Genomic DNA, 17,722 nt, shown 5'->3' with positions numbered 1-17,722 from the left:
GGTTACCAGCACTTCCAGGGCGCGCGGCCCGATTGCCACAGGTCTTCGAGAAGGTTCTTCTCGCGCAGGGTGTCCATGGGCTGCCAAAAGCCCGTGTGTTCAAAGGCGCGCAGCTGGCCGCTGGTGGCCAGGCGGGCCATGGGCTCCAGCTCCCAGCTGGTGGCGTCGCCTTCGATGTGGCCGATCACCTCGGGCTGCAGCACAAAAAAGCCGCCGTTGATCCAGCCGCCGTCGCCACGCGGTTTTTCCTCGAACCCGGCCACGGTGTCGCCATCGCGCACCAGGGCGCCATAGCGGCCCGGAGGCTGCACGGCCGTCACCGTGGCCTGGCGGCCATGGGCGCGGTGGAAGGCAAACTGGGCCGTCATGTCGAGGTCGGCAACACCATCGCCGTAGGTAAAGCAGAAGGGCTCGCCCGCAGGCAGATATTCCTGCACCCGTCGCAAACGCCCGCCGGTCATGGTGCTTTCGCCGGTGTCCACCAAGGTCACGCGCCAGGGCTCGGCGTGGCGGTGGTGCACTTCCATGCGGTTGTTGGCCATGTCGAAGGTCACGTCCGACATGTGCAGGAAGTAGTTGGCGAAATACTCTTTGATCACGTAGCCCCGGTAACCCAGGCAGATGATGAAGTCGTTGACGCCATGGGCAGCGTACATCTTCATGATGTGCCAAAGGATGGGCCGCCCACCGATCTCGATCATGGGCTTGGGACGCAGGTGCGACTCTTCCGAGATGCGGGTTCCCAGCCCCCCCGCGAGCAGTACGGCTTTCATGCCCGCAGCATAGTCCAGCCCCTGCGCCACCAAAAGGCCCTGTCACTGCGGAAATACGGGCCAAATGCAGCGATTGACACTGCGCACAGGTGTGAGCGGGTGCCAAGCAATCTCATAAAGCTACCAAATTTATAGCAACAAGTTATTGACCATCAAGCGCCAGCGGCATTTTTATAGGGAATCCTCTGACACTGGCCCTATTCAGCGCCACCATCCCAACCTTTGCGCAAAACGCGGGGGGTTGGCGAGGCCAGGTCGCACCGGCCCGGCCAAGGAAGGTCGAGGCACGGCCGAAGGAAACGCAGGTGTGGCGATGGCGCCATTTGCCAGAGAAGCCCTGTGTTGATGGCACTCTTGAGCGCATTCCAGGCTCTTCAATCCGATACATTTGCAGTAACCTTCGGTAAGCCGCGTTGCCAGCGGCCCTGCCCGCCCTCCTGTTTTGCCTCGGCTGCCGCCCAACACGTCTAAAGCATGTTCGTCATCATCGGTTACGTTGTCTGCCTAGGCTGCATCTTCGGCGTGTACATCGTGCACGGCGGGAACATCAGCGTGATCCTGAAGGCCCTGCCTTTCGAGATCGTCACCATCCTGGGCGGCGCGCTGGGCGCCTTCGTGGTGAACAACCAGCCCAAGGTGATCAAGGCCACCCTGGCCGCCATCCCGATGGCGCTCAAGGGCTCCAAATACACCAAGGCCCGCTACATGGAGCTCATGGCCATGCTCTATGACATCCTGCAAAAGGCCCGCAAGGAAGGGCTGATGGCAATCGAAAAGGATGTGGAAGCGCCCCACGAGTCCGAGATCTTCAAGAAATACCCCACCGTGGGCAGCGACCACCATGTGATCGAGTTCACCACCGACTACCTGCGCATGATGGTCTCGGGCAACCTCAACTCCCACGAGATCGAAGCGCTGATGGACAGCGAGATCGACACCCACCACCAGGAGGCCCACGCCCCCGTGGCCGCGCTGGCGCGCCTGGCTGGCGCCCTGCCCGCCTTCGGTATCGTGGCTGCCGTGCTGGGCGTGGTGAACACCATGGGCTCGGTGGGCCAGCCGCCCTCGGTGCTGGGCGGCATGATCGGCTCGGCGCTGGTGGGTACGTTCCTCGGGATCTTGCTGGCCTACGGTGTGGTCGAACCCCTGGGCGGCCTGGTCGAGCAAAAGACCGAGGACGCCGCCAAGGAGCTGCTGTGCATCAAGTCCACCCTGCTGGCCAGCATGCAGGGCTACAACCCCGCCACGGCCATCGAATTTGGCCGCAAGGTGCTTTTCTCCAGCGTCCGCCCCAGCTTCTCCGAGCTGGAGGGGCATGTGAAGGGCAAGAAGTAGCGACGGCAGCGCCGCGAAGTCCACAACGCCATGGCAGAAAAAAAACTCCAGCCCATCATCGTCAAGCGCATCAAGAAGGGCGGCCATGCGGTGCATGGTGGCGCCTGGAAGATTGCGTATGCCGACTTCGTGACGGCGATGATGGCGTTCTTCCTGCTGATGTGGCTGCTGGGCTCCACGGCCAAGGGCGAGCTGCAGGGGATTGCCGCGTATTTTGCGTCGCCGCTCAAGGTGGCGATGACGGGCGGCGATGGCGCGGGCAACAGCTCCAGCGTGATTCCGGGCGGGGGCAACGATCTCTCGAAGGTGCATGGACAAGTGCGGCGTTCCGACGTGGAGGCGGCCAAGCAGCGCCGCATGAGCATCGACGCCGCCAAGGCCGAGCAGGCCAAGCAGGACCTGGACCGCATCAAGGCCCTGGAGGCCAAGATCGACGCACTCATCACCGAAAACCCGCGCCTGAACGAATACAAGTCGCAGATCCGCATCGACATCACGCCCGATGGCCTGCAGATCCAGATCATCGACGACCAGAACCGCCCCATGTTCGACAGTGGCAGCGCGTTGGTGAAACCCTACATGCGCGACATCCTGCGCGAGATTGGCGCTGCCCTCGGCGGGGTGGAAAACCGCATCAGCCTGGCCGGGCATACCGATGCCGTTCCCTACGGCAACAGCGACCGGGGCTACAGCAACTGGGAGCTGTCGGCTGACCGCGCCAATGCCTCGCGCCGCGAGCTTGTCTCGGCCGGCATGCCAGACGCTAAACTGGGACGTGTGGTGGGCCTGGCGGCCAGTGATCTGCTGGAGCCAAAAACCCCACGTGCACCCGCCAACCGGCGCATCACCATCACGGTGCTGACCCGGGAGGCCGAAGAACGACTCATGGGCAAGGGGATTCCTGAAATCACATCGACAGAACTGTTGAATGAAAAGCGGGAAAATCCCCCCCCTGTCAGGTAAAAGTTACGACTTGTCACCAAACCTGCCACCCATGACAATACTTACAGCCATTTCCGACCGAAAGGGTCCCACGTGACCACAGCCCTTCGTTTTTTGATCGTTGACGACTTCTCCACCATGCGGCGCATCGTGCGCAATCTGCTCAAGGAAAGCGGCTTTGCCGATGCCGACGAGGCCGAAGATGGCGTGGCCGCCTTGAACAAGCTGCGCAACAGCAAGTTCGACTTCGTGGTGACCGACATCAACATGCCCAACATGAACGGTTTTCAGTTGCTGGCGGAAATCAAGAAGGACGACAAGCTCAAGCACTTGCCCGTCCTCATGGTCACAGCCGAAGCCCGCAAGGAAGACATCGTGGCGGCCGCCCAGGGCGGTGCCGCGGGCTACATCGTCAAACCCTTCACCAAGGCCACGCTCGAAGAGAAAGTGACCTTGATCCTGAAAAAGATGGGGCTATGACACCATGGACGACACACCGGACAACAGCCAGCCGCCTGCCGATGTACACCACAAAATTGGCCAGCTGACCCGCCAGCTGCACGACTCGCTCAACGAACTGGGCTATGCCGACAAGCTGCGCGGCTCCATGGGCGAGCTGCCCGACGCGCAAAGCCGCCTGTCCTACATCGCCCGCCTGACCGGTGAAGCGGCCGAAAAGGTGCTCAACCGCGTCGAGCAGGCGAAGGCCCAGCACGACTACATCGCGGCGGAAACGCGCCGGGTCGTCAATTCACTGGTGGCCGACCCGGTGGCGGCCGTGGCCAAGGGCGAGATCTTCAACTTCCTCACCGACGTGGAGCGCGTGACCAAGGAAGCCGACACGCACCTCACCGAAATCATGATGGCGCAGGATTTTCACGACCTCACGGGGCAGGTGATCGCCCGCGTGGTGAACCTGGCCGCCACCATCGAAGACCAGCTGGTGCAGCTGCTGATCCAGACCGCCCCCGCCAATGCGCAGGTGGCCGCCGTGGTCGAGCCAGCCCGCACCGCGCACCTGCAGGGGCCCGTGGTGGACCCCGAGCACACCCCCGACGTGGTGACAGACCAGTCCCAAGTGGACGATCTGCTCGCCAGCCTCGGGTTCTGACAGCCCGCCGGGGGCTTCATCCCCGGTTTATTGATCAAAATGATCTCTGGCGCTTACCCATCAAGCGCTAGAAGCTATCAATTTTGACAACCTCCCCCTGCATTGGGCTGTTGCCAGCGAGTGACCGTATGCGCGTGAAGCCGCTTCACGCCGCATCGAAAAGGGGGGGCTGCCACCTCTTTATCGGGCTTTAGATTTCCGGGTCGCTCACGACAATGGCATGACACCAGCCGTCATGCCATCATGGAATCCAGCCAAGAAAAAAGCCTACCCGCGTCAGAGCGCAAGCTGCAGAAGACGCGCGAAGACGGCCAGGGAGCGCGCTCACGCGATCTTTCTCACTTGGCAATCCTCGGTGCCGGGGCAGCCTGCCTTCTCGTGCTGGCCCCCCAGCTGATGGACCATATGCAGCGGGCGATGAGCCAGCAGCTGGCGTTTGATGCCGCCACCGTGATGGCACCGGGCACCATGCTCAAGCGCTTGCAGGACATGATGTTGGTGGGCCTGGTGGCCAGCACGGTGTTTGCCCTTCTCACCAGCGCCGCCGCCCTGATCAGCGCCATTGGCGCGGGCGGCTGGATTCTGAGTCTCAAGCCGATCACCCCCCAATTCAACCGGCTCAACCCGATCTCGGGCGTGGCCAACCTTTTCTCCAAGCAGCAGATGGCCAATGTGGCCAAGATGGTGCTGATGACCGCGATCCTGAGCTATGTGGCCTGGAAGTTCATGGGCAACAGCATCGACACCGTGGCCATGCTGGTGCTGCAACCCTCCCCCATGGCCATCCGCCAGTTGGCGGACTGGCTCACGTCCGGCATGAGCCTGCTGCTGCTGGTGGTGTTTCTGGCGGCGCTGGTGGACGTGCCCCTGCAGGCTTACTTCTTCAAGGCGCGCCTGAAGATGTCGCACGAAGAAATCAAGCAAGAGCACAAGGAATCCGACGGCAACCCGCACACCAAGGGCCGCATCCGCCAAAAGCAGCGCGAGATTGCCGACCGTGCCAGCGTGGGCGCCGTTCCCAAGGCCGACTTCGTGGTCATGAACCCCACCCACTACGCCGTGGCGCTCAAGTACGACGAAAAGACCATGAGCGCCCCACAAGTGATTTCGCGCGGCACCGACCTCATCGCGCTCAAGATCCGCGATGTCGCCAAGGAGCACAACGTGCCCGTGCTGCAGTCGCCCATGCTGGCCCGGGCGCTGTATGCCCATGCCGAGCTCGACCAGGCCATTCCCACCGCGCTCTACACCGCCGTGGCCCAGGTGCTGGCCTATGTCTACCGCTTGAAGGCCGCCCTGCGTGGTGAAGGCCACATGCCTGACGGCCTGGTGGAGCCGTTTGTGCCCCCTGAACTCGATCCGCTGAACCGCACTCCCGTGCAAGGCGCTGCCGTATGAACACCTCCGTAACGTCTCTTCGGCAATGGGCTGGCAGCAATGCAGGCGCCCTGCAGGGCCTGTCGGCGCCGCTGCTGGTGGTCGCCATTCTCGCGCTCATGGTGCTGCCGATCCCGCCGTGGCTGCTCGACGCATTCTTCACGCTGAACATCGCCGTGGCCCTGATGGTGATGATGGTGGCGGCCTACATGCTGCGCCCCCTGGATTTCGCGGCCTTCCCATCGGTGCTGCTGCTGACCACCCTCATGCGCCTGTCGCTGAACGTAGCCTCTACCCGGGTGGTGCTGCTGGAAGGCCACACGGGCCCGGGCGCCGCCGGTGCGGTGATCGAGGCCTTCGGCCACTTCCTGATCGGTGGCAACTTTGCCGTCGGGCTGATCGTGTTCGCGATCCTGGTGGTGATCAACTTTGTGGTGATCACCAAGGGCGCCGAGCGCATTGCCGAAGTGTCGGCCCGCTTCACGCTGGACGCCATGCCCGGCAAGCAGATGGCGGTGGATGCCGACCTGAACGCCGGGCTGATCGACGAGAAGGAAGCCAAGCGCCGCCGCGCCGAAGTGGCGGAAGAAGCGAACTTCTTCGGGTCCATGGACGGTGCCTCCAAGTTCGTGCGCGGCGATGCGGTCGCCGGCATCCTGATCCTCTTGATCAACATCATCGGTGGCTTTGCCATCGGTGTTTTGCAGCATGACCTCTCGGCCAAGCAGGCGGCCGACAGCTACATCCTGCTGGCCATTGGTGATGCGCTGGTGGCGCAGATCCCCGGCCTGCTGATTTCGGTAGCCGCCGCCATGGTGATCTCACGCGTGGGCAAGGACCACGACATGGGCCGCCAGATCGTGCAGCAGCTCTTCATGTCGCCCCGCGTGCTGGGCGTGACCGCTGGCATCCTGCTGCTGCTGGGCCTGATCCCGGGCATGCCCCACGTGGTGTTTCTGACCATGGGTGGCCTGCTCGCCTATGGCGCCTGGGTGCTGCACGAGCGTCAAAAGGTACCGCCCGAAGTCGAGGCCCCGCCCGCCCCCGTCAGCGATGGCGAAGCCACCTGGGACGATCTGCAGCCCGTGGACCTGCTTGGCCTGGAGCTGGGCTACCGCCTGATCAGCCTGGTGGACAAGAGCCGCCAGGGCGACCTGCTCACACGCATCAAGGGCGTGCGCCGCAAGTTTGCGCAGGAAGTCGGCTTCCTGCCTCCGGCCGTCCACGTGCGCGACAACCTCGAATTGAAGCCCAGCGGCTACCGCATCACGCTGCGTGGCGTGGTGGTGGGCGAAGGCGAAGCCTTCCCCGGCATGTTCCTGGCCATCAACCCGGGCGGCATCACCACGCCGCTGATTGGCACCCCCACCACAGACCCTGCTTTTGGACTCCCAGCACACTGGATCGACGACCGGCAGAAGGAAGCCGCACAAATGGCTGGTTTTACGGTCGTTGATTCCGAAACCGTGATGGCCACCCATTTGTCACACTTGATGCAAGTGCAAGCCGCCAAGCTCCTCAGTCGCACGGAAACGCAGCAACTGGTGGAACACGTGGCCAAGCTGGCTCCCAAGCTCATCGAAGAAGTGGTCCCCAAAATGGTCTCCATCGCAACGTTCCAGAAAGTCCTCCAGCTGCTGTTGGAAGAGTCTGTGCACATCCGCGATATCCGCACCATCATTGAAACGCTGGCCGAGCACGCCGGTGGCATCTCCGACCCGGTCGAGCTGGCCCGCCGCGTGCGCATCGCGCTGTCGCCCGCCATCGTGCAACAGATCTACGGCCCCACCCGCGAACTCAACGTCATCGCCATCGAACCCGGCCTCGAACGCCTGCTGGTACAGGCGCTGGGCAACACGGCCGGCCCCGCCCTGGACCCGGGCGTGGCCGACATCCTCACGCAAAAGGCCGCCGAGGTGGCCCTCAAGCAGGAAGAGATGGGCCTGCCCGCCTGCCTGCTGGTTCCCGACCAGATCCGCAACGCCATCTCCCGCCTGGTGCGCCGCGTGGCCCCCCGGCTGCAGGTGCTTGCGCACAGTGAAATCCCCGAGACCCACACCATCCGCATTGGGCCGATCCTTAGAGGTGCATCAGCATGAACATCAAACGCTTCCACGCTCCCACATCCCGGGAGGCTCTGGCCAAAGCGCGCATGGCCTTTGGCGACGGCACACTGATCCTGTCCAACCGCCCCACGGCCAACGGCGTCGAAGTCGTGGCCACGGCCGAAGACACACTGTCGGCTCTGGATGGCGGCGGCAGTGCCGGCTCTTCCAGCAACCCGCCCTTGCTGGCCCCCACACCGGCGCGCAGCGCACCCCAGCGCACAAACCAGGCAGCCACGGCCAACACCCTGGGCCGCAACCCGGTGGAGGAAGACACCGAGCAGCTGGCGATGAGCACGCTGTCGTTCCAGGACTACGTGCGTGAGCGCATGCTGCGCCGCCGCCACGAGGCGCTCAACGGCCCAGCCGAACCACAAACCTTGTCGGAGCGCAGCCGCGACCAGGAGCCGGAACGTGAACGCATGCCCGCGCCCGCCGTGGTGCGCCACAACCCGCTGCGCACCATCCCCATGGACATCCCGCCCGAGCCGCCACGCCGCCGGCAGGAAGCCGCCAGCGCCAACCTGATCCAGTCGAACAACCAGCAAAGCGTGATGAACGAACTCCATGCGATGAAGGAGCTGATCGAAGACCGCTTCAACACACTGGCCTGGCTGGGCCAGGCGCGCCAGAACCCGATCCAGTCCAATCTCATGCTCAAGATGATCCGCGCGGGCTATTCGCCCTCGCTGGCCCGCGCCGTGCTGGAACGCATGCCCGAAGAGCTGTCGGCGGCAGAGTCGGTGCGCTGGTTAATGGAAGTGCTGGAGCGCAATCTCAAGACCGACCTGGTCGAACCTCCGCTGTACGAGCAAGGCGGCATCTTCGCGATGGTGGGCTCCACCGGTGTGGGCAAGACCACCACCACGGCCAAGCTGGCCGCACTGTGCGCACGCATCCACGGCCCCGGCAGCGTGGGCCTGATCACGCTCGACACCTACCGCGTCGGCGCCCACGAGCAGCTGCGCACCTATGGCCGCATGCTGGGCATCGTGGCCCATCTGGCGCACGACCGCGCCGCGCTGCAGGACCTTCTGGGCCTGCTCAGCGGCAAGAAGATGGTGCTGATCGATACCACGGGCGTTGCCCCCCGCGACCCGCGCAAGCGTGACATGCTCGACGTGCTGGACCTGCCCCACGTGAATCGCCTGCTGGTGCTCAATGCGGGCTGCCATGGTGACACGCTCGATGACGTGCTTACTGCCTTCAAGACCGAGGGCTCCCAGCAGGCCATCCTGTCCAAGGTGGACGAAGCCGTAAAACTCGGCCCCGCCATCGACGCACTGATCCGCCACCAGATGGTGCTGCGCGGCGTGACCAACGGCCAGCGCGTGCCGGAAGACTGGGAGCGCGCCGATGCACACAAGCTCATCAGCACCTCCATGCGCGCACCCGCCAAATCGGCCTTTGATCCCAAGGCGACCGACCTGAACTTCTTCTTCTCGCATTCGCCTGACACCATGAACGAGCGAGGGATGGTCGATGCTTGATATCGGCTTTCACCAGGCGGCCGGCCTGCACAGCTTCACCCCGCAGTCAGAGCTGCGGGTGGTGGCGGTCGCCAGCCAGGACAACGCAGGCACCGGGCTGGAGACGCTGTGGCAGATCTGCGCGAGCCTGCAGCGCCTGGGCTACCCGGTGGTGGTGCTCGACGGCACCGCCCAGGAGACGGACGACTGCCCGGGGCTGCTGCACCTATTGCAACAGGCACCGTGGAACGAGGGCGTCAGCCTCAACATGGGGGCGATGGCATCGTCACTGGCGGTGATTCCGGCGGCGAAGGGCCTTTTGCGCATCAGCCGGGAGGCCAGCCGCAATGAAACGGCGCCGCTGCCCGGCCTCCTGCCCTATTTTCGGACGTACGGACTGATCGTGCTGCACGCGCCTGCGGCCACACTCGGGCCGCTGCTGACGCACACGTCCACCATACCGCTGGTGGTGATGGGTGACGGTTCGGCAGGTGTGCTCACCAGTTACAAGAGCCTCAAGCAAATCGCACAGCACACGACCCTGCCCTGCATGGTGGCGGCCTTGCTGCATGGCAACACCGCGGCCGAACGGCGCAAGACGCAACACGCACTGCTGACCTTGCAGGACTGCGCCGAGCGCCACCTGGGTGGCCCGGTGCGCACGACCACCATCGCCACGCAGAACCCCCAGGACCTCCAGCGCCTGGCCTTGCAACTGCTGGAAAATGCGGGCACTATCAGTGAATCGCTGACGGCCCTGCCGCCTTGCAACATGACAGAAATGCCTGCGCATTTCGTCCGGAGCCATTGACCAGCGTACCAGAGCGTGTGATGTACTTGTTTAACCCCATGCCGTTGCTGGCCGCCGCATGCGGCGTTCAGGCCCTGGCACATGCGGGGCCAGGCCAAACCGGCCTGCCCGGCGGCTTTGCAGGCACTTGAAGGTGGATAACACGATGTACACCGCCAAAGGCCAGCTCGATCGTGATGCGCTGATCCGCCAGCACGTCCCGCTGGTGCGAAGGATTGCGCACCACATGATCGCCAAGCTGCCCCCCAATGTGGAGCTGGACGATTTGATCCAGGTCGGCATGATGGGCCTGGCGGATGCCCTGTCGCGCTACGAAGTCGCCCAGGGCGTGCAGTTCGAGACCTTTGCCACCCAGCGCATCCGCGGCGCCATGCTCGACGAGTTGCGCGAGGGGGACTGGATGTCACGCAGTTCTCGCAAGAGCCAGAAAGACATCGAGCACGCAGTGCGCCGGATGGAACAAAAGCTGGGCCGCAGCCCCCTTGAGTCTGAAATCGCCAGTGAGATGGGCATGAGTCTGCCCGACTACCAGAACCTGTTGGGCAAGGTCCGGGGCACACAACTCGTGTACCTGGAAGACATGACCCATGGCAACGAGGACGACGATGGTTTCCTCGACCGCCACGTTGCCGATGGCGATGCCGACCCGATGGAAATGCTGCGCGACCAGCGGCTCAAGATGTCGCTGGTGAATGCCATCAAGACCCTGCCCGAGCGTGAGCAGCACATCATGGGCATGTACTACGAGCACGACATGAATCTCAAGGAGATCGCAGCCGTGCTGGGGGTTACCGAGTCACGGGTGTGCCAGCTGCACAGCCAGTCCATCGCCCGGCTGCGCGCCAAGATGCGCGCGCATTAGCTCCCCCTGAGGCCATGACTCCCCCCGAGTCGCCTGCGGCGCCTTCCCCCTGAAGGGGACGCCACCCCTGGACTGGCGAAGCCAGATCCACGGTGGCACTGGTATTGGGCTGCGACCGTTTCGACGGCCATTGCGCTCGGCCGAACTCCGACGTACTGAACCCGGTTTGCTATCGATGGGATAGCTGCTCGCGCTTGACTGGCGTCGGATAAAACCGGTTTGACGATTCAAACGCAGGTAGCTCAATCGCTGGCAGCTATCTTTTTTGAGTTGCGACTCGACTCAGCCCGCCGACTTGTAGATCCGTGCCACGCCGGGCTTGCCGGGCTGGGCGCCGCGGCCGTCGCCATAGGTGGCGGGGGAGCCGGCCTGGGGCAGCAGACTGGCAACCTGGCGGTCGGCGTTGGCGGACAGGCGGGCGAGGCCCTCGCGGTGGTTGGCCAGCATGCCGCCGATAGCATCCACCCGCTTTTGCAACTGCACCGGCAAAGGCAGGCCTCTGGCCGCCGTCTGCTCCAGAATGCGCGCGAACTGAGCCGCTGCATCCCGAAGGGCCGTGCTGTTCTTTTCCAGGGATTGGGGATCTGCCGCGAGAAGGGCGGCAGAGACTTTTTCGATCAGCTGTTCAACAGCCGAGAGGGATTCTTCCAGCGACATGGCGCATTGTGCGTTCTATGGCACCCGGCTGCCAAGTGAGTTGACGAATCAGCCGCGGGAGCGGGCCAGGATTTCCTGGGCGTTGGAGAGCATCTTGTCGGCGATGGCCTCGGCATCTACCGAAAAGGTGCCTTTTTCGATGGCCGACCGCACAGCCTTGACCTTGCTGGCATCAAAATCACCAGTGGAACGGGCCGTCTGGTCCAGTGCGCGGGCAGCAGTGGAGACCGTGACGGGCACACCGGCGGTTGACACAGCCGCAGCGTCTTTGACGGCTCCTTCAGCAGCGCTGGCAGGACTTTTGGCTTGCTTGGCAAGCCCCGTCTGCGCCAAGGCGCCCGGGAGTTCCGGTTTTTGACCAATCTTCATCGCTCTCTCCACCACCCCGTTGGATGTGGGGCATCAGTAGCAATGTTTTCGACCCATTTGGCCCGGACTTTAGCCATTTATCGCGGCAGCGTCATCAAAGAGCTACGACCACAGTTCCATTTTCATTGACAGTACCACTAACCATTCGACCATTGTCCATGCGGATGCGAACAATCTGCCCCGCAGCGCCTGCAGACATGGCCTGCCCCGCCGACGTCACCGCATAGCCAGGCCCCTGGGCAACCACCTTGACCTGGGCACCTGCGCGGAAGAGTTGAGGGGGCCGCACCATGGTTTGGCGCAATGCCTGGCCCGCCACCAGCTGGCGCGCGGCCACCTGTCCCACCCACATGTCCGGGTTGGCCATGACCGCCGCCGACTCTTCAGCCCAATCCACTTCGGCTTCCGTGGCGTCGTTGGCGGTGAGGACGGCCCCCGAGGCCACCGGGCCGGTCAACACCCAGGCTGGGCCAAAGGCCTTGACGGTCACAGGAAGGTACACATTCCAGGCGGTCTGGCCCTCTACGCAGCGCAGCCCCAGGCGGGTGCGCCCCCACAGGCGGGCGCCCGCTGGCAGGTAAGGCTCGACCCGCGCACAGGGCGCAAGCCGCAAACGGGAGTCGAGTGAGCCAACACTCACTTCCATGCGCAACGGCAACCCGGAAGCCTGATTGCGCGACATCGCGTCATTCAGCCAGCGCTGGGTCAAAGGCCCCAGGTCGGTGCTGGGGTCGGCTGCAGCCTGGGCCAATGCGGCCCCACTGCCGCCGACAACCGTTGCCAGCCCCAGCACCACCGCCAGAGCGTGGCGCACCGCAGCGCGCCGCTGCCCGGCCGCAGCCAGGGCGCCAGAGCGCACCAAACGGGAAATGAAGGGGGAAACGAAGATCGCTGGCATAGGGCCTCCTGGGCATCGCAGGTCTTCCCGCGCTGGCGGCAAAGACTATTTCACGACTGGAACTATAGGCACACGGGCCCTGCGCAAAACCCGAAACTGCGCGCCCATTTCCGCGTTCTTCGCGCTTTAGAAAAAAACGGCGGCTTTCACAATCGAACCACGCCGGAAACCCCCAAACCGGCCCCTATTGCAACCCAGGGTGTGAGGCAACCATGCTTGACAAGATGACCAACCGGCTGGACTTCCACGGCAACGCGCTACTGCTGCGTGCCGAGCGCCAGCGTGCCATCGCCAGCAACATCGCCAACGCCGACACCCCTGGCTACGTGGCTCGCGATTTCAGCTTTGGCGATGCGATGCGCGAAGCCACAGGCTCTGGATCTGGTGTGACCCGCCTCGCCACAGGGGGCTCCGTGGGCACTGCGGGCAACTTGGGGGCCAAGGGCGCCACAGACCCCCGCCACATTCCTCTGCCCGCCGCCAGCACAGGCACCGGCGCACCCGGTACGCTGGGCTACTCCGTGCAGGCACAGCCCAGCCTGGACAACAACACGGTGGACCTGGACCGGGAACGCGCCAATTTTGTGGACAACGCGGTGCGCTACGAAGCCACGCTGCGTTTCATCAACGGCAACGCCAAAACCATGCTCAGCGCGATCCAGGGCCAATAAGCCACCCGCATTGCAGCGCAGAAAGCGAGTCTCCCCATGTCCATGTTCTCCATCTTCAATGTGTCGGGCAGCGCCGTCAGCGCGCAGTCGCAGCGGCTCAACGTGGTGGCCAGCAACCTGGCCAACGTCGATGCGGTGGCCGGCCCCGATGGCAAGGCTTACAAGGCCCGCCAGGTGGTCTTCCAGACCGCCCCCATGGGCGCAGACAGCTCGGCCGGCGTACGCGTGAGCTCCATCAGCGAAAGCAATACGCCCGGCCGCCGCGTGCACGACCCCAGCCACCCGTCGGCCGACGAACAGGGCTATGTGACGCACTCCAACGTCAATGCCGTGGAGGAGATGGTCAACATGATCTCCGCCTCGCGCTCGTACCAGAACAACGTCGAGGTCATGAACACGGCCAAGTCGCTGCTCCTCAAGACCCTGCAGATGGGCCAGTAATTTCCGGGAGACCCCACCATGATTCTCAGTGCCACCAACGCCCCCACCGTGACCGACGCAACCGGCACGAAGGCCAACACCGCCGCCACCGACCCGGCGGCCGCGCAGGACCGCTTCCTGAAACTGCTGGTTGCACAGCTGAACAACCAGGACCCGATGAATCCGCTGGACAACGCCCAGATGACCTCGCAGATTGCGCAGATCAACACGGTGACGGGCATTCAGCAGCTCAACCAGACGATGGAGAGCATGTCGGCGCAGTTCAACTCGCTGCAGGTCATGCAGGGAACGGCCCTGATTGGCCGCAACGTGATGACCGAAGGTTCCACGCTGGCCGTGGCCGACAAGGCCGGCAAGGGCGGCTTTGAGCTGGGCTCGGCCGCCACCAAGGTGAAGGTCGAGGTCATGACCGCTGGCGGCCAGGTGATCGAGACCATGGACCTGGGCGCCAAGGCCGCAGGACGCCACACCTTCGAGTGGGATGCCAGCAAGTACACCGGCTCCACCGAGGGGCTGCAGTTCCGCGTCAGTGCCGTCAATGGTTCGACCAAGATCGACAGCACGTCGCTGGCCCTGTCCAAGGTGACGGCCGCAGGTGCCGAGGACGGCCAGCTGGTGCTGACCCTGGCCAACGGCAAAACCATCAACTACAGCCAGATCAAGGCCCTGGTCTAACCCCCGGCCGATTCAGTGACCGCCCCCATCAGGAGAACACCATGAGTTTTCAGCAAGGCCTCTCTGGCTTGAACGCCGCCAGCAAGAACCTCGACGTCATCGGGCACAACATTGCCAACTCCAACACCGTCGGGTTCAAGGCCTCGCGGGCAGAATTCGCCGAAATGGTGGCTTCGGCCATCGGCTCGGCGGGTGGCACCAATGCCGGCATCGGCGTCGAAGTGGGCGCTGTCTCCCAGCAGTTCACCCAGGGAAATCTCACGATCACCGGCAACAGCCTGGATGTCGCCATCAACGGCAACGGCTTCTTCACGCTCACGCTGCCCGATGGCACGCCCGCCTACACCCGCTCCGGCAACTTCAAGCTGGACAAGGAGGGCAACATGATCACCAACGACAACGCGAACGTGATGGGGTACCCCGTGGACCCGGTCACCGGGCTGCGTTCGGGCACGGACCCCATCCCGATGGTGTTCCCCACCTCCGAGCCCATCCCCGCCAAGCAGACCACGACGGTCACTGCCGCCTTCAACCTGCCCGCCACGGCCACCGACGCGGCCGGCGACCCTGCCGCGACACCCCCGATCCCGGCCACGCCACGCGCCACCTATGGCACGTCCATCAACGTGTTCGACAGCCAGGGCGTGGCCAAGCCGGTGAGCCTGTACTTCCAAAAGACTGCCACCGACAACACCTGGGACGTGTACGACGCACTCGACGACCCGACGGCGGTGCCCCCAGTGGTGGCTGCACCCATCGGGCAGATCACGTTTGACAACAATGGCGCCATCACCGGCCCGGTGGCCACGCCACCCGCCACGGGCTTCGCGCTCACGCTGAACGTGAACCCGACCCCGCCCAACCCCAACAACCTGCCCGCCTTTGATGTGGCGGTGAGCCTGGACGATGTTTCCCAGAGCGGCAACAAGTTCTCGGTCTCGAACCTGAGCCAGGACGGCTACACCACGGGCGAGCTCACCGGCATCAACATCGAGAACAACGGGATGATCATGACCCGCTACTCGAACGGCGTGACCCGCGCGGAAGGCCAGCTTGCGCTGTCGAGCTTCCGCAACACGCAGGGCCTGGCAGCGGTGGGCAGCAACAATTGGGTGGCCACCTTTGAATCCGGCCAACCCGTAGCAGGCACGGCCACGGACGGCAACTTCGGATCACTCCGCTCGGGCGCGCTGGAAGACTCCAACGTGGACCTGACCGCCGAGCTGGTGAACATGATGACCGCGCAGCGTGCCTACCAGGCCAACGCCCAGACGATCAAGACGCAAGACCAGGTGATGTCCACCCTGGTGAACTTGAGATGAAACACCCCCTGAGTCGCTTCGCGCCTTCCCCCTCTCTCTGCGCGCTGCGCGCTCCGGGAGGGGGACGCAGCCAGCGCGGCGGGGCGGCCCTTGCGCGGCTGCCCGCGCCTGGGCCGCGCCGGTTGCACACGCTGCGCACGGCACGCAGCACTGCAGGGTACTGAAAGGAACATCGCACCATGGACCGCATCATTTACACCGCGATGACGGGCGCCAACGCGGCCGCCCACCGGCAGGCCGTGTTGTCCAACAACCTCGCCAACGCCTCCACCCAGGGGTTTCGCGCGGAGATGTCCACCTTCCGCTCCGTGCCCATCCAGGGCGATGGCTCCAAGACCCGCGTTTTTGCGCTGGAGGCCACCTCGGGCCATGTGAGCACGCCCGGCCCCGTGCAGCGCACCGGCCGCAACCTCGACGCCATGGCCGTGGGCAATGCCTGGTTTGCCGTACAGGGTCTGGACGGCACCGAGGCCTACACCCGCGCAGGCACCTTCGAGGTGTCGGCCACGGGCCAGCTGCTCACCCCCACCGGGCTGCCGGTGCTGTCCGACGGCGGCGCGCCCATTGATGTTCCCCCGGGCGCCGAGGTCACACTGGGCTCGGACGGTACGGTCACCGCCAAGGCGGCAGGCCAGCCCGCGCAGGCCATTGGCCGCCTCAAGCTGGCCACCCCCACACTGGAAGACCCGCTCAAGCGCGGCGACGACGGCCTGTTTCGCGCTGCGTCGGGGGACCCGATCCCGAGCGACGCCAACGCCCGCATGCTGGCCGGGGCGGTGGAAGGCTCGAACGTGAACCCGGTCGAAAGCATGGTCGGGATGATTGCCGCATCGCGCCAGTTCGAGCAGCAGATGCGCCTGCTGCAGTCCGCCGAAACCAACGACAAGACCGCCAGCCAGCTGCTGAGCATGAACGGCTGAAGATGAAAACGACATCCCCCCGAGCGGCTTCGCCGCTCCCCCCTTCTCTACTCGCTAACGCGAGGGAAGGGGGGCGACGCCAGCGCGGCGGGGCGGCCCTTGCGCGGCGTCCGCTGGCTTCGGCCGCGCCAGTCCCGCAGGCAACGACCCATTGATACGACCGAGGAACCCATCATGATCAACTCCCTCTGGATCGCCAAGACCGGCATGTCTGCCCAGCAGACCCAGCTCGACGTCATCTCGCACAACCTGGCCAACGTCTCCACCACCGGCTACAAGCGCAACAACGCGGTGTTCGAAGACCTGATCTACCAGAACCTGCGCCAGGTGGGCGCCAACACCACCGAGCAGAACCAGCTGCCCACCGGCCTGCACCTGGGCCTGGGCGTGCGCACGGTGGCCACCAGCCGCAACTTCGTGCAGGGCAGCCTGCAGGAGTCCAAGAACAACCTGGACGTGGCCATCAATGGCAACGGCTTTTTTGAAGTGACCATGCCCGACGGCACGCTGGGCTACACGCGGGACGGCTCGTTCCAGGTCGATTCGCAAGGCCGCCTGGTCAACTCCAGTGGCCTGCCCGTGGCCAACGGCATCACGGTGCCCGCCAATGCCACGAGCGTGACCATCAGCGCCGACGGCGTGGTGTCTGCCACTGTGCAGGGCAACACCCAGCCCCAGCCGCTCGGCAACCTGGCGATGTCAGCCTTCATCAACCCGGCTGGCCTCGAGCCCATCGGCCAGAACCTGTTCAAGGAATCTGCCGCCTCGGGCCAGCCCCAGCAGGGCACGCCCGGCACCAACGGGCTGGGCATCCTGAAGCAGGGCTTCCTGGAAGCCTCCAACGTCAACGTGGTGGAAGAGCTGGTCACCATGATCCAGGCCCAGCGCGCCTACGAAATGAATTCCAAGGCCATCCAGACCTCGGACCAGATGCTGGCCAAGCTCAGCCAGCTGTGACAAAGATGACGACGACAGGAGCTTTCG

19 protein-coding genes are annotated in these 17,722 nt (G+C 64.4%); 15 read left to right on the top strand and 4 right to left on the bottom strand.

The features are described 5' to 3' along the window. Window positions 1-2 precede the first annotated feature (2 nt). Window positions 3-773, bottom strand: a complete 771-nt coding sequence (gene rfbF / locus ASE39_RS23250; protein ID WP_057230042.1) for a glucose-1-phosphate cytidylyltransferase — start codon at window positions 771-773, stop codon at window positions 3-5. Between the two features lie 474 nt (window positions 774-1,247). Between rfbF and motA the strand changes: the two genes are divergently transcribed. The 9 genes from motA to ASE39_RS23205 all read left to right on the top strand — a co-directional run bounded on the left by motA (window position 1,248) and on the right by ASE39_RS23205 (window position 10,785). After that, complete coding sequence (gene motA / locus ASE39_RS23245) at window positions 1,248-2,108, top strand: flagellar motor stator protein MotA (RefSeq protein WP_010466072.1); 861 nt, start codon at window positions 1,248-1,250, stop codon at window positions 2,106-2,108. Between the two features lie 30 nt (window positions 2,109-2,138). Beyond that, complete coding sequence (gene motB / locus ASE39_RS23240; RefSeq protein WP_010466074.1) at window positions 2,139-3,071, top strand: flagellar motor protein MotB; 933 nt, start codon at window positions 2,139-2,141, stop codon at window positions 3,069-3,071. Between the two features lie 72 nt (window positions 3,072-3,143). Next, window positions 3,144-3,530 carry a chemotaxis response regulator CheY gene (cheY, locus tag ASE39_RS23235; RefSeq protein WP_010466076.1) on the top strand — a complete coding sequence of 129 codons (387 nt, stop codon included), beginning with the start codon at window positions 3,144-3,146 and terminating at the stop codon, window positions 3,528-3,530. Window positions 3,531-3,534: 4 nt separating this feature from the next. Further along, entirely contained in the window at window positions 3,535-4,161 is a 627-nt protein-coding gene (locus ASE39_RS23230; protein WP_010466078.1) for a protein phosphatase CheZ, read from the top strand. A gap of 243 nt (window positions 4,162-4,404) precedes the next feature. Beyond that, window positions 4,405-5,559, top strand: coding sequence for an EscU/YscU/HrcU family type III secretion system export apparatus switch protein (locus tag ASE39_RS23225; RefSeq protein ID WP_010466080.1), 1,155 nt, complete (start codon window positions 4,405-4,407; stop codon window positions 5,557-5,559). After that, window positions 5,556-7,637: a flagellar biosynthesis protein FlhA gene (gene flhA / locus ASE39_RS23220; RefSeq protein ID WP_010466082.1), complete on the top strand. Its 2,082-nt coding sequence runs from the start codon at window positions 5,556-5,558 to the stop codon at window positions 7,635-7,637. Before ASE39_RS23225 ends, flhA begins: the two co-directional genes overlap by 4 nt. Next, window positions 7,634-9,133, top strand: coding sequence for a flagellar biosynthesis protein FlhF (gene flhF / locus ASE39_RS23215; protein ID WP_057272662.1), 1,500 nt, complete (start codon window positions 7,634-7,636; stop codon window positions 9,131-9,133). The genes flhA and flhF overlap by 4 nt, the downstream gene beginning before the upstream one ends. Further along, entirely contained in the window at window positions 9,126-9,923 is a 798-nt protein-coding gene (locus ASE39_RS23210) for a hypothetical protein (RefSeq protein ID WP_010466086.1), read from the top strand. Before flhF ends, ASE39_RS23210 begins: the two co-directional genes overlap by 8 nt. 145 nt (window positions 9,924-10,068) lie before the next feature. Continuing rightward, complete coding sequence (locus ASE39_RS23205) at window positions 10,069-10,785, top strand: RNA polymerase sigma factor FliA (RefSeq protein WP_057272661.1); 717 nt, start codon at window positions 10,069-10,071, stop codon at window positions 10,783-10,785. Window positions 10,786-11,067: 282 nt separating this feature from the next. Here ASE39_RS23205 and ASE39_RS23200 read toward each other — a convergent pair whose 3' ends face one another. From ASE39_RS23200 to flgA, 3 genes are all read right to left on the bottom strand, one after another. Then, on the bottom strand, window positions 11,068-11,442 hold the full coding sequence (locus tag ASE39_RS23200; RefSeq protein ID WP_010466090.1) for a hypothetical protein: 375 nt from the start codon (window positions 11,440-11,442) through the stop codon (window positions 11,068-11,070). A gap of 48 nt (window positions 11,443-11,490) precedes the next feature. After that, on the bottom strand, window positions 11,491-11,811 hold the full coding sequence (gene flgM / locus ASE39_RS23195) for a flagellar biosynthesis anti-sigma factor FlgM (protein ID WP_057229764.1): 321 nt from the start codon (window positions 11,809-11,811) through the stop codon (window positions 11,491-11,493). 94 nt (window positions 11,812-11,905) lie between these two features. Next, window positions 11,906-12,709 carry a flagellar basal body P-ring formation chaperone FlgA gene (gene flgA, locus ASE39_RS23190; protein ID WP_241777093.1) on the bottom strand — a complete coding sequence of 268 codons (804 nt, stop codon included), beginning with the start codon at window positions 12,707-12,709 and terminating at the stop codon, window positions 11,906-11,908. 212 nt (window positions 12,710-12,921) lie between these two features. Here flgA and flgB point away from each other — a divergent pair, with 212 nt between their 5' ends. From flgB to flgG, 6 genes are all read left to right on the top strand, one after another. Further along, window positions 12,922-13,380 (top strand): flagellar basal body rod protein FlgB, encoded by a 459-nt coding sequence (gene flgB, locus ASE39_RS23185; protein ID WP_057272660.1) that lies wholly within the window; start codon window positions 12,922-12,924, stop codon window positions 13,378-13,380. A 36-nt stretch (window positions 13,381-13,416) separates the two neighbouring features. Next, on the top strand, window positions 13,417-13,821 hold the full coding sequence (flgC, locus tag ASE39_RS23180; RefSeq protein ID WP_010466097.1) for a flagellar basal body rod protein FlgC: 405 nt from the start codon (window positions 13,417-13,419) through the stop codon (window positions 13,819-13,821). A gap of 18 nt (window positions 13,822-13,839) precedes the next feature. Continuing rightward, entirely contained in the window at window positions 13,840-14,496 is a 657-nt protein-coding gene (locus tag ASE39_RS23175) for a flagellar hook capping FlgD N-terminal domain-containing protein (RefSeq protein WP_057272659.1), read from the top strand. 41 nt (window positions 14,497-14,537) lie between these two features. Further along, a complete protein-coding gene (gene flgE / locus ASE39_RS23170; protein WP_010466101.1) occupies window positions 14,538-15,818 on the top strand; it encodes a flagellar hook protein FlgE in 1,281 nt (426 codons plus the stop codon). 179 nt (window positions 15,819-15,997) lie between these two features. After that, entirely contained in the window at window positions 15,998-16,738 is a 741-nt protein-coding gene (gene flgF / locus ASE39_RS23165; RefSeq protein WP_010466103.1) for a flagellar basal-body rod protein FlgF, read from the top strand. Between the two features lie 174 nt (window positions 16,739-16,912). Further along, complete coding sequence (flgG, locus tag ASE39_RS23160) at window positions 16,913-17,695, top strand: flagellar basal-body rod protein FlgG (protein WP_010466105.1); 783 nt, start codon at window positions 16,913-16,915, stop codon at window positions 17,693-17,695. The last annotated feature ends 27 nt before the right edge of the window (window positions 17,696-17,722 follow it).

Source organism: Acidovorax sp. Root267, from assembly GCF_001429215.1.
Taxonomy (GTDB): Bacteria; Pseudomonadota; Gammaproteobacteria; order Burkholderiales; family Burkholderiaceae_C; genus Acidovorax; species Acidovorax radicis.
Note: the sequence above shows the minus strand (reverse complement) of the source record. Positions and strands in the feature narration are given on the sequence as shown.

Bases quoted from the DNA above. Each gene is read 5' to 3' on its own strand.
- motB (WP_010466074.1), top strand. From the start codon at position 2,139: ATGGCAGAAAAAAAACTCCAGCCCATCATCGTCAAGCGCATCAAGAAG.
- flhA (WP_010466082.1), top strand. From the start codon at position 5,556: ATGAACACCTCCGTAACGTCTCTTCGGCAATGGGCTGGCAGCAATGCA.
- flgA (WP_241777093.1), bottom strand. From the start codon at position 12,709: ATGCCAGCGATCTTCGTTTCCCCCTTCATTTCCCGTTTGGTGCGCTCT.
- flgB (WP_057272660.1), top strand. From the start codon at position 12,922: ATGCTTGACAAGATGACCAACCGGCTGGACTTCCACGGCAACGCGCTA.
- ASE39_RS23200 (WP_010466090.1), bottom strand. From the start codon at position 11,442: ATGTCGCTGGAAGAATCCCTCTCGGCTGTTGAACAGCTGATCGAAAAA.
- ASE39_RS23225 (WP_010466080.1), top strand. From the start codon at position 4,405: ATGGAATCCAGCCAAGAAAAAAGCCTACCCGCGTCAGAGCGCAAGCTG.
- flgG (WP_010466105.1), top strand. From the start codon at position 16,913: ATGATCAACTCCCTCTGGATCGCCAAGACCGGCATGTCTGCCCAGCAG.
- rfbF (WP_057230042.1), bottom strand. From the start codon at position 773: ATGAAAGCCGTACTGCTCGCGGGGGGGCTGGGAACCCGCATCTCGGAA.
- flgM (WP_057229764.1), bottom strand. From the start codon at position 11,811: ATGAAGATTGGTCAAAAACCGGAACTCCCGGGCGCCTTGGCGCAGACG.
- ASE39_RS23230 (WP_010466078.1), top strand. From the start codon at position 3,535: ATGGACGACACACCGGACAACAGCCAGCCGCCTGCCGATGTACACCAC.
- ASE39_RS23205 (WP_057272661.1), top strand. From the start codon at position 10,069: ATGTACACCGCCAAAGGCCAGCTCGATCGTGATGCGCTGATCCGCCAG.
- flhF (WP_057272662.1), top strand. From the start codon at position 7,634: ATGAACATCAAACGCTTCCACGCTCCCACATCCCGGGAGGCTCTGGCC.
- flgE (WP_010466101.1), top strand. From the start codon at position 14,538: ATGAGTTTTCAGCAAGGCCTCTCTGGCTTGAACGCCGCCAGCAAGAAC.
- ASE39_RS23175 (WP_057272659.1), top strand. From the start codon at position 13,840: ATGATTCTCAGTGCCACCAACGCCCCCACCGTGACCGACGCAACCGGC.
- ASE39_RS23210 (WP_010466086.1), top strand. From the start codon at position 9,126: ATGCTTGATATCGGCTTTCACCAGGCGGCCGGCCTGCACAGCTTCACC.
- flgC (WP_010466097.1), top strand. From the start codon at position 13,417: ATGTCCATGTTCTCCATCTTCAATGTGTCGGGCAGCGCCGTCAGCGCG.
- motA (WP_010466072.1), top strand. From the start codon at position 1,248: ATGTTCGTCATCATCGGTTACGTTGTCTGCCTAGGCTGCATCTTCGGC.
- flgF (WP_010466103.1), top strand. From the start codon at position 15,998: ATGGACCGCATCATTTACACCGCGATGACGGGCGCCAACGCGGCCGCC.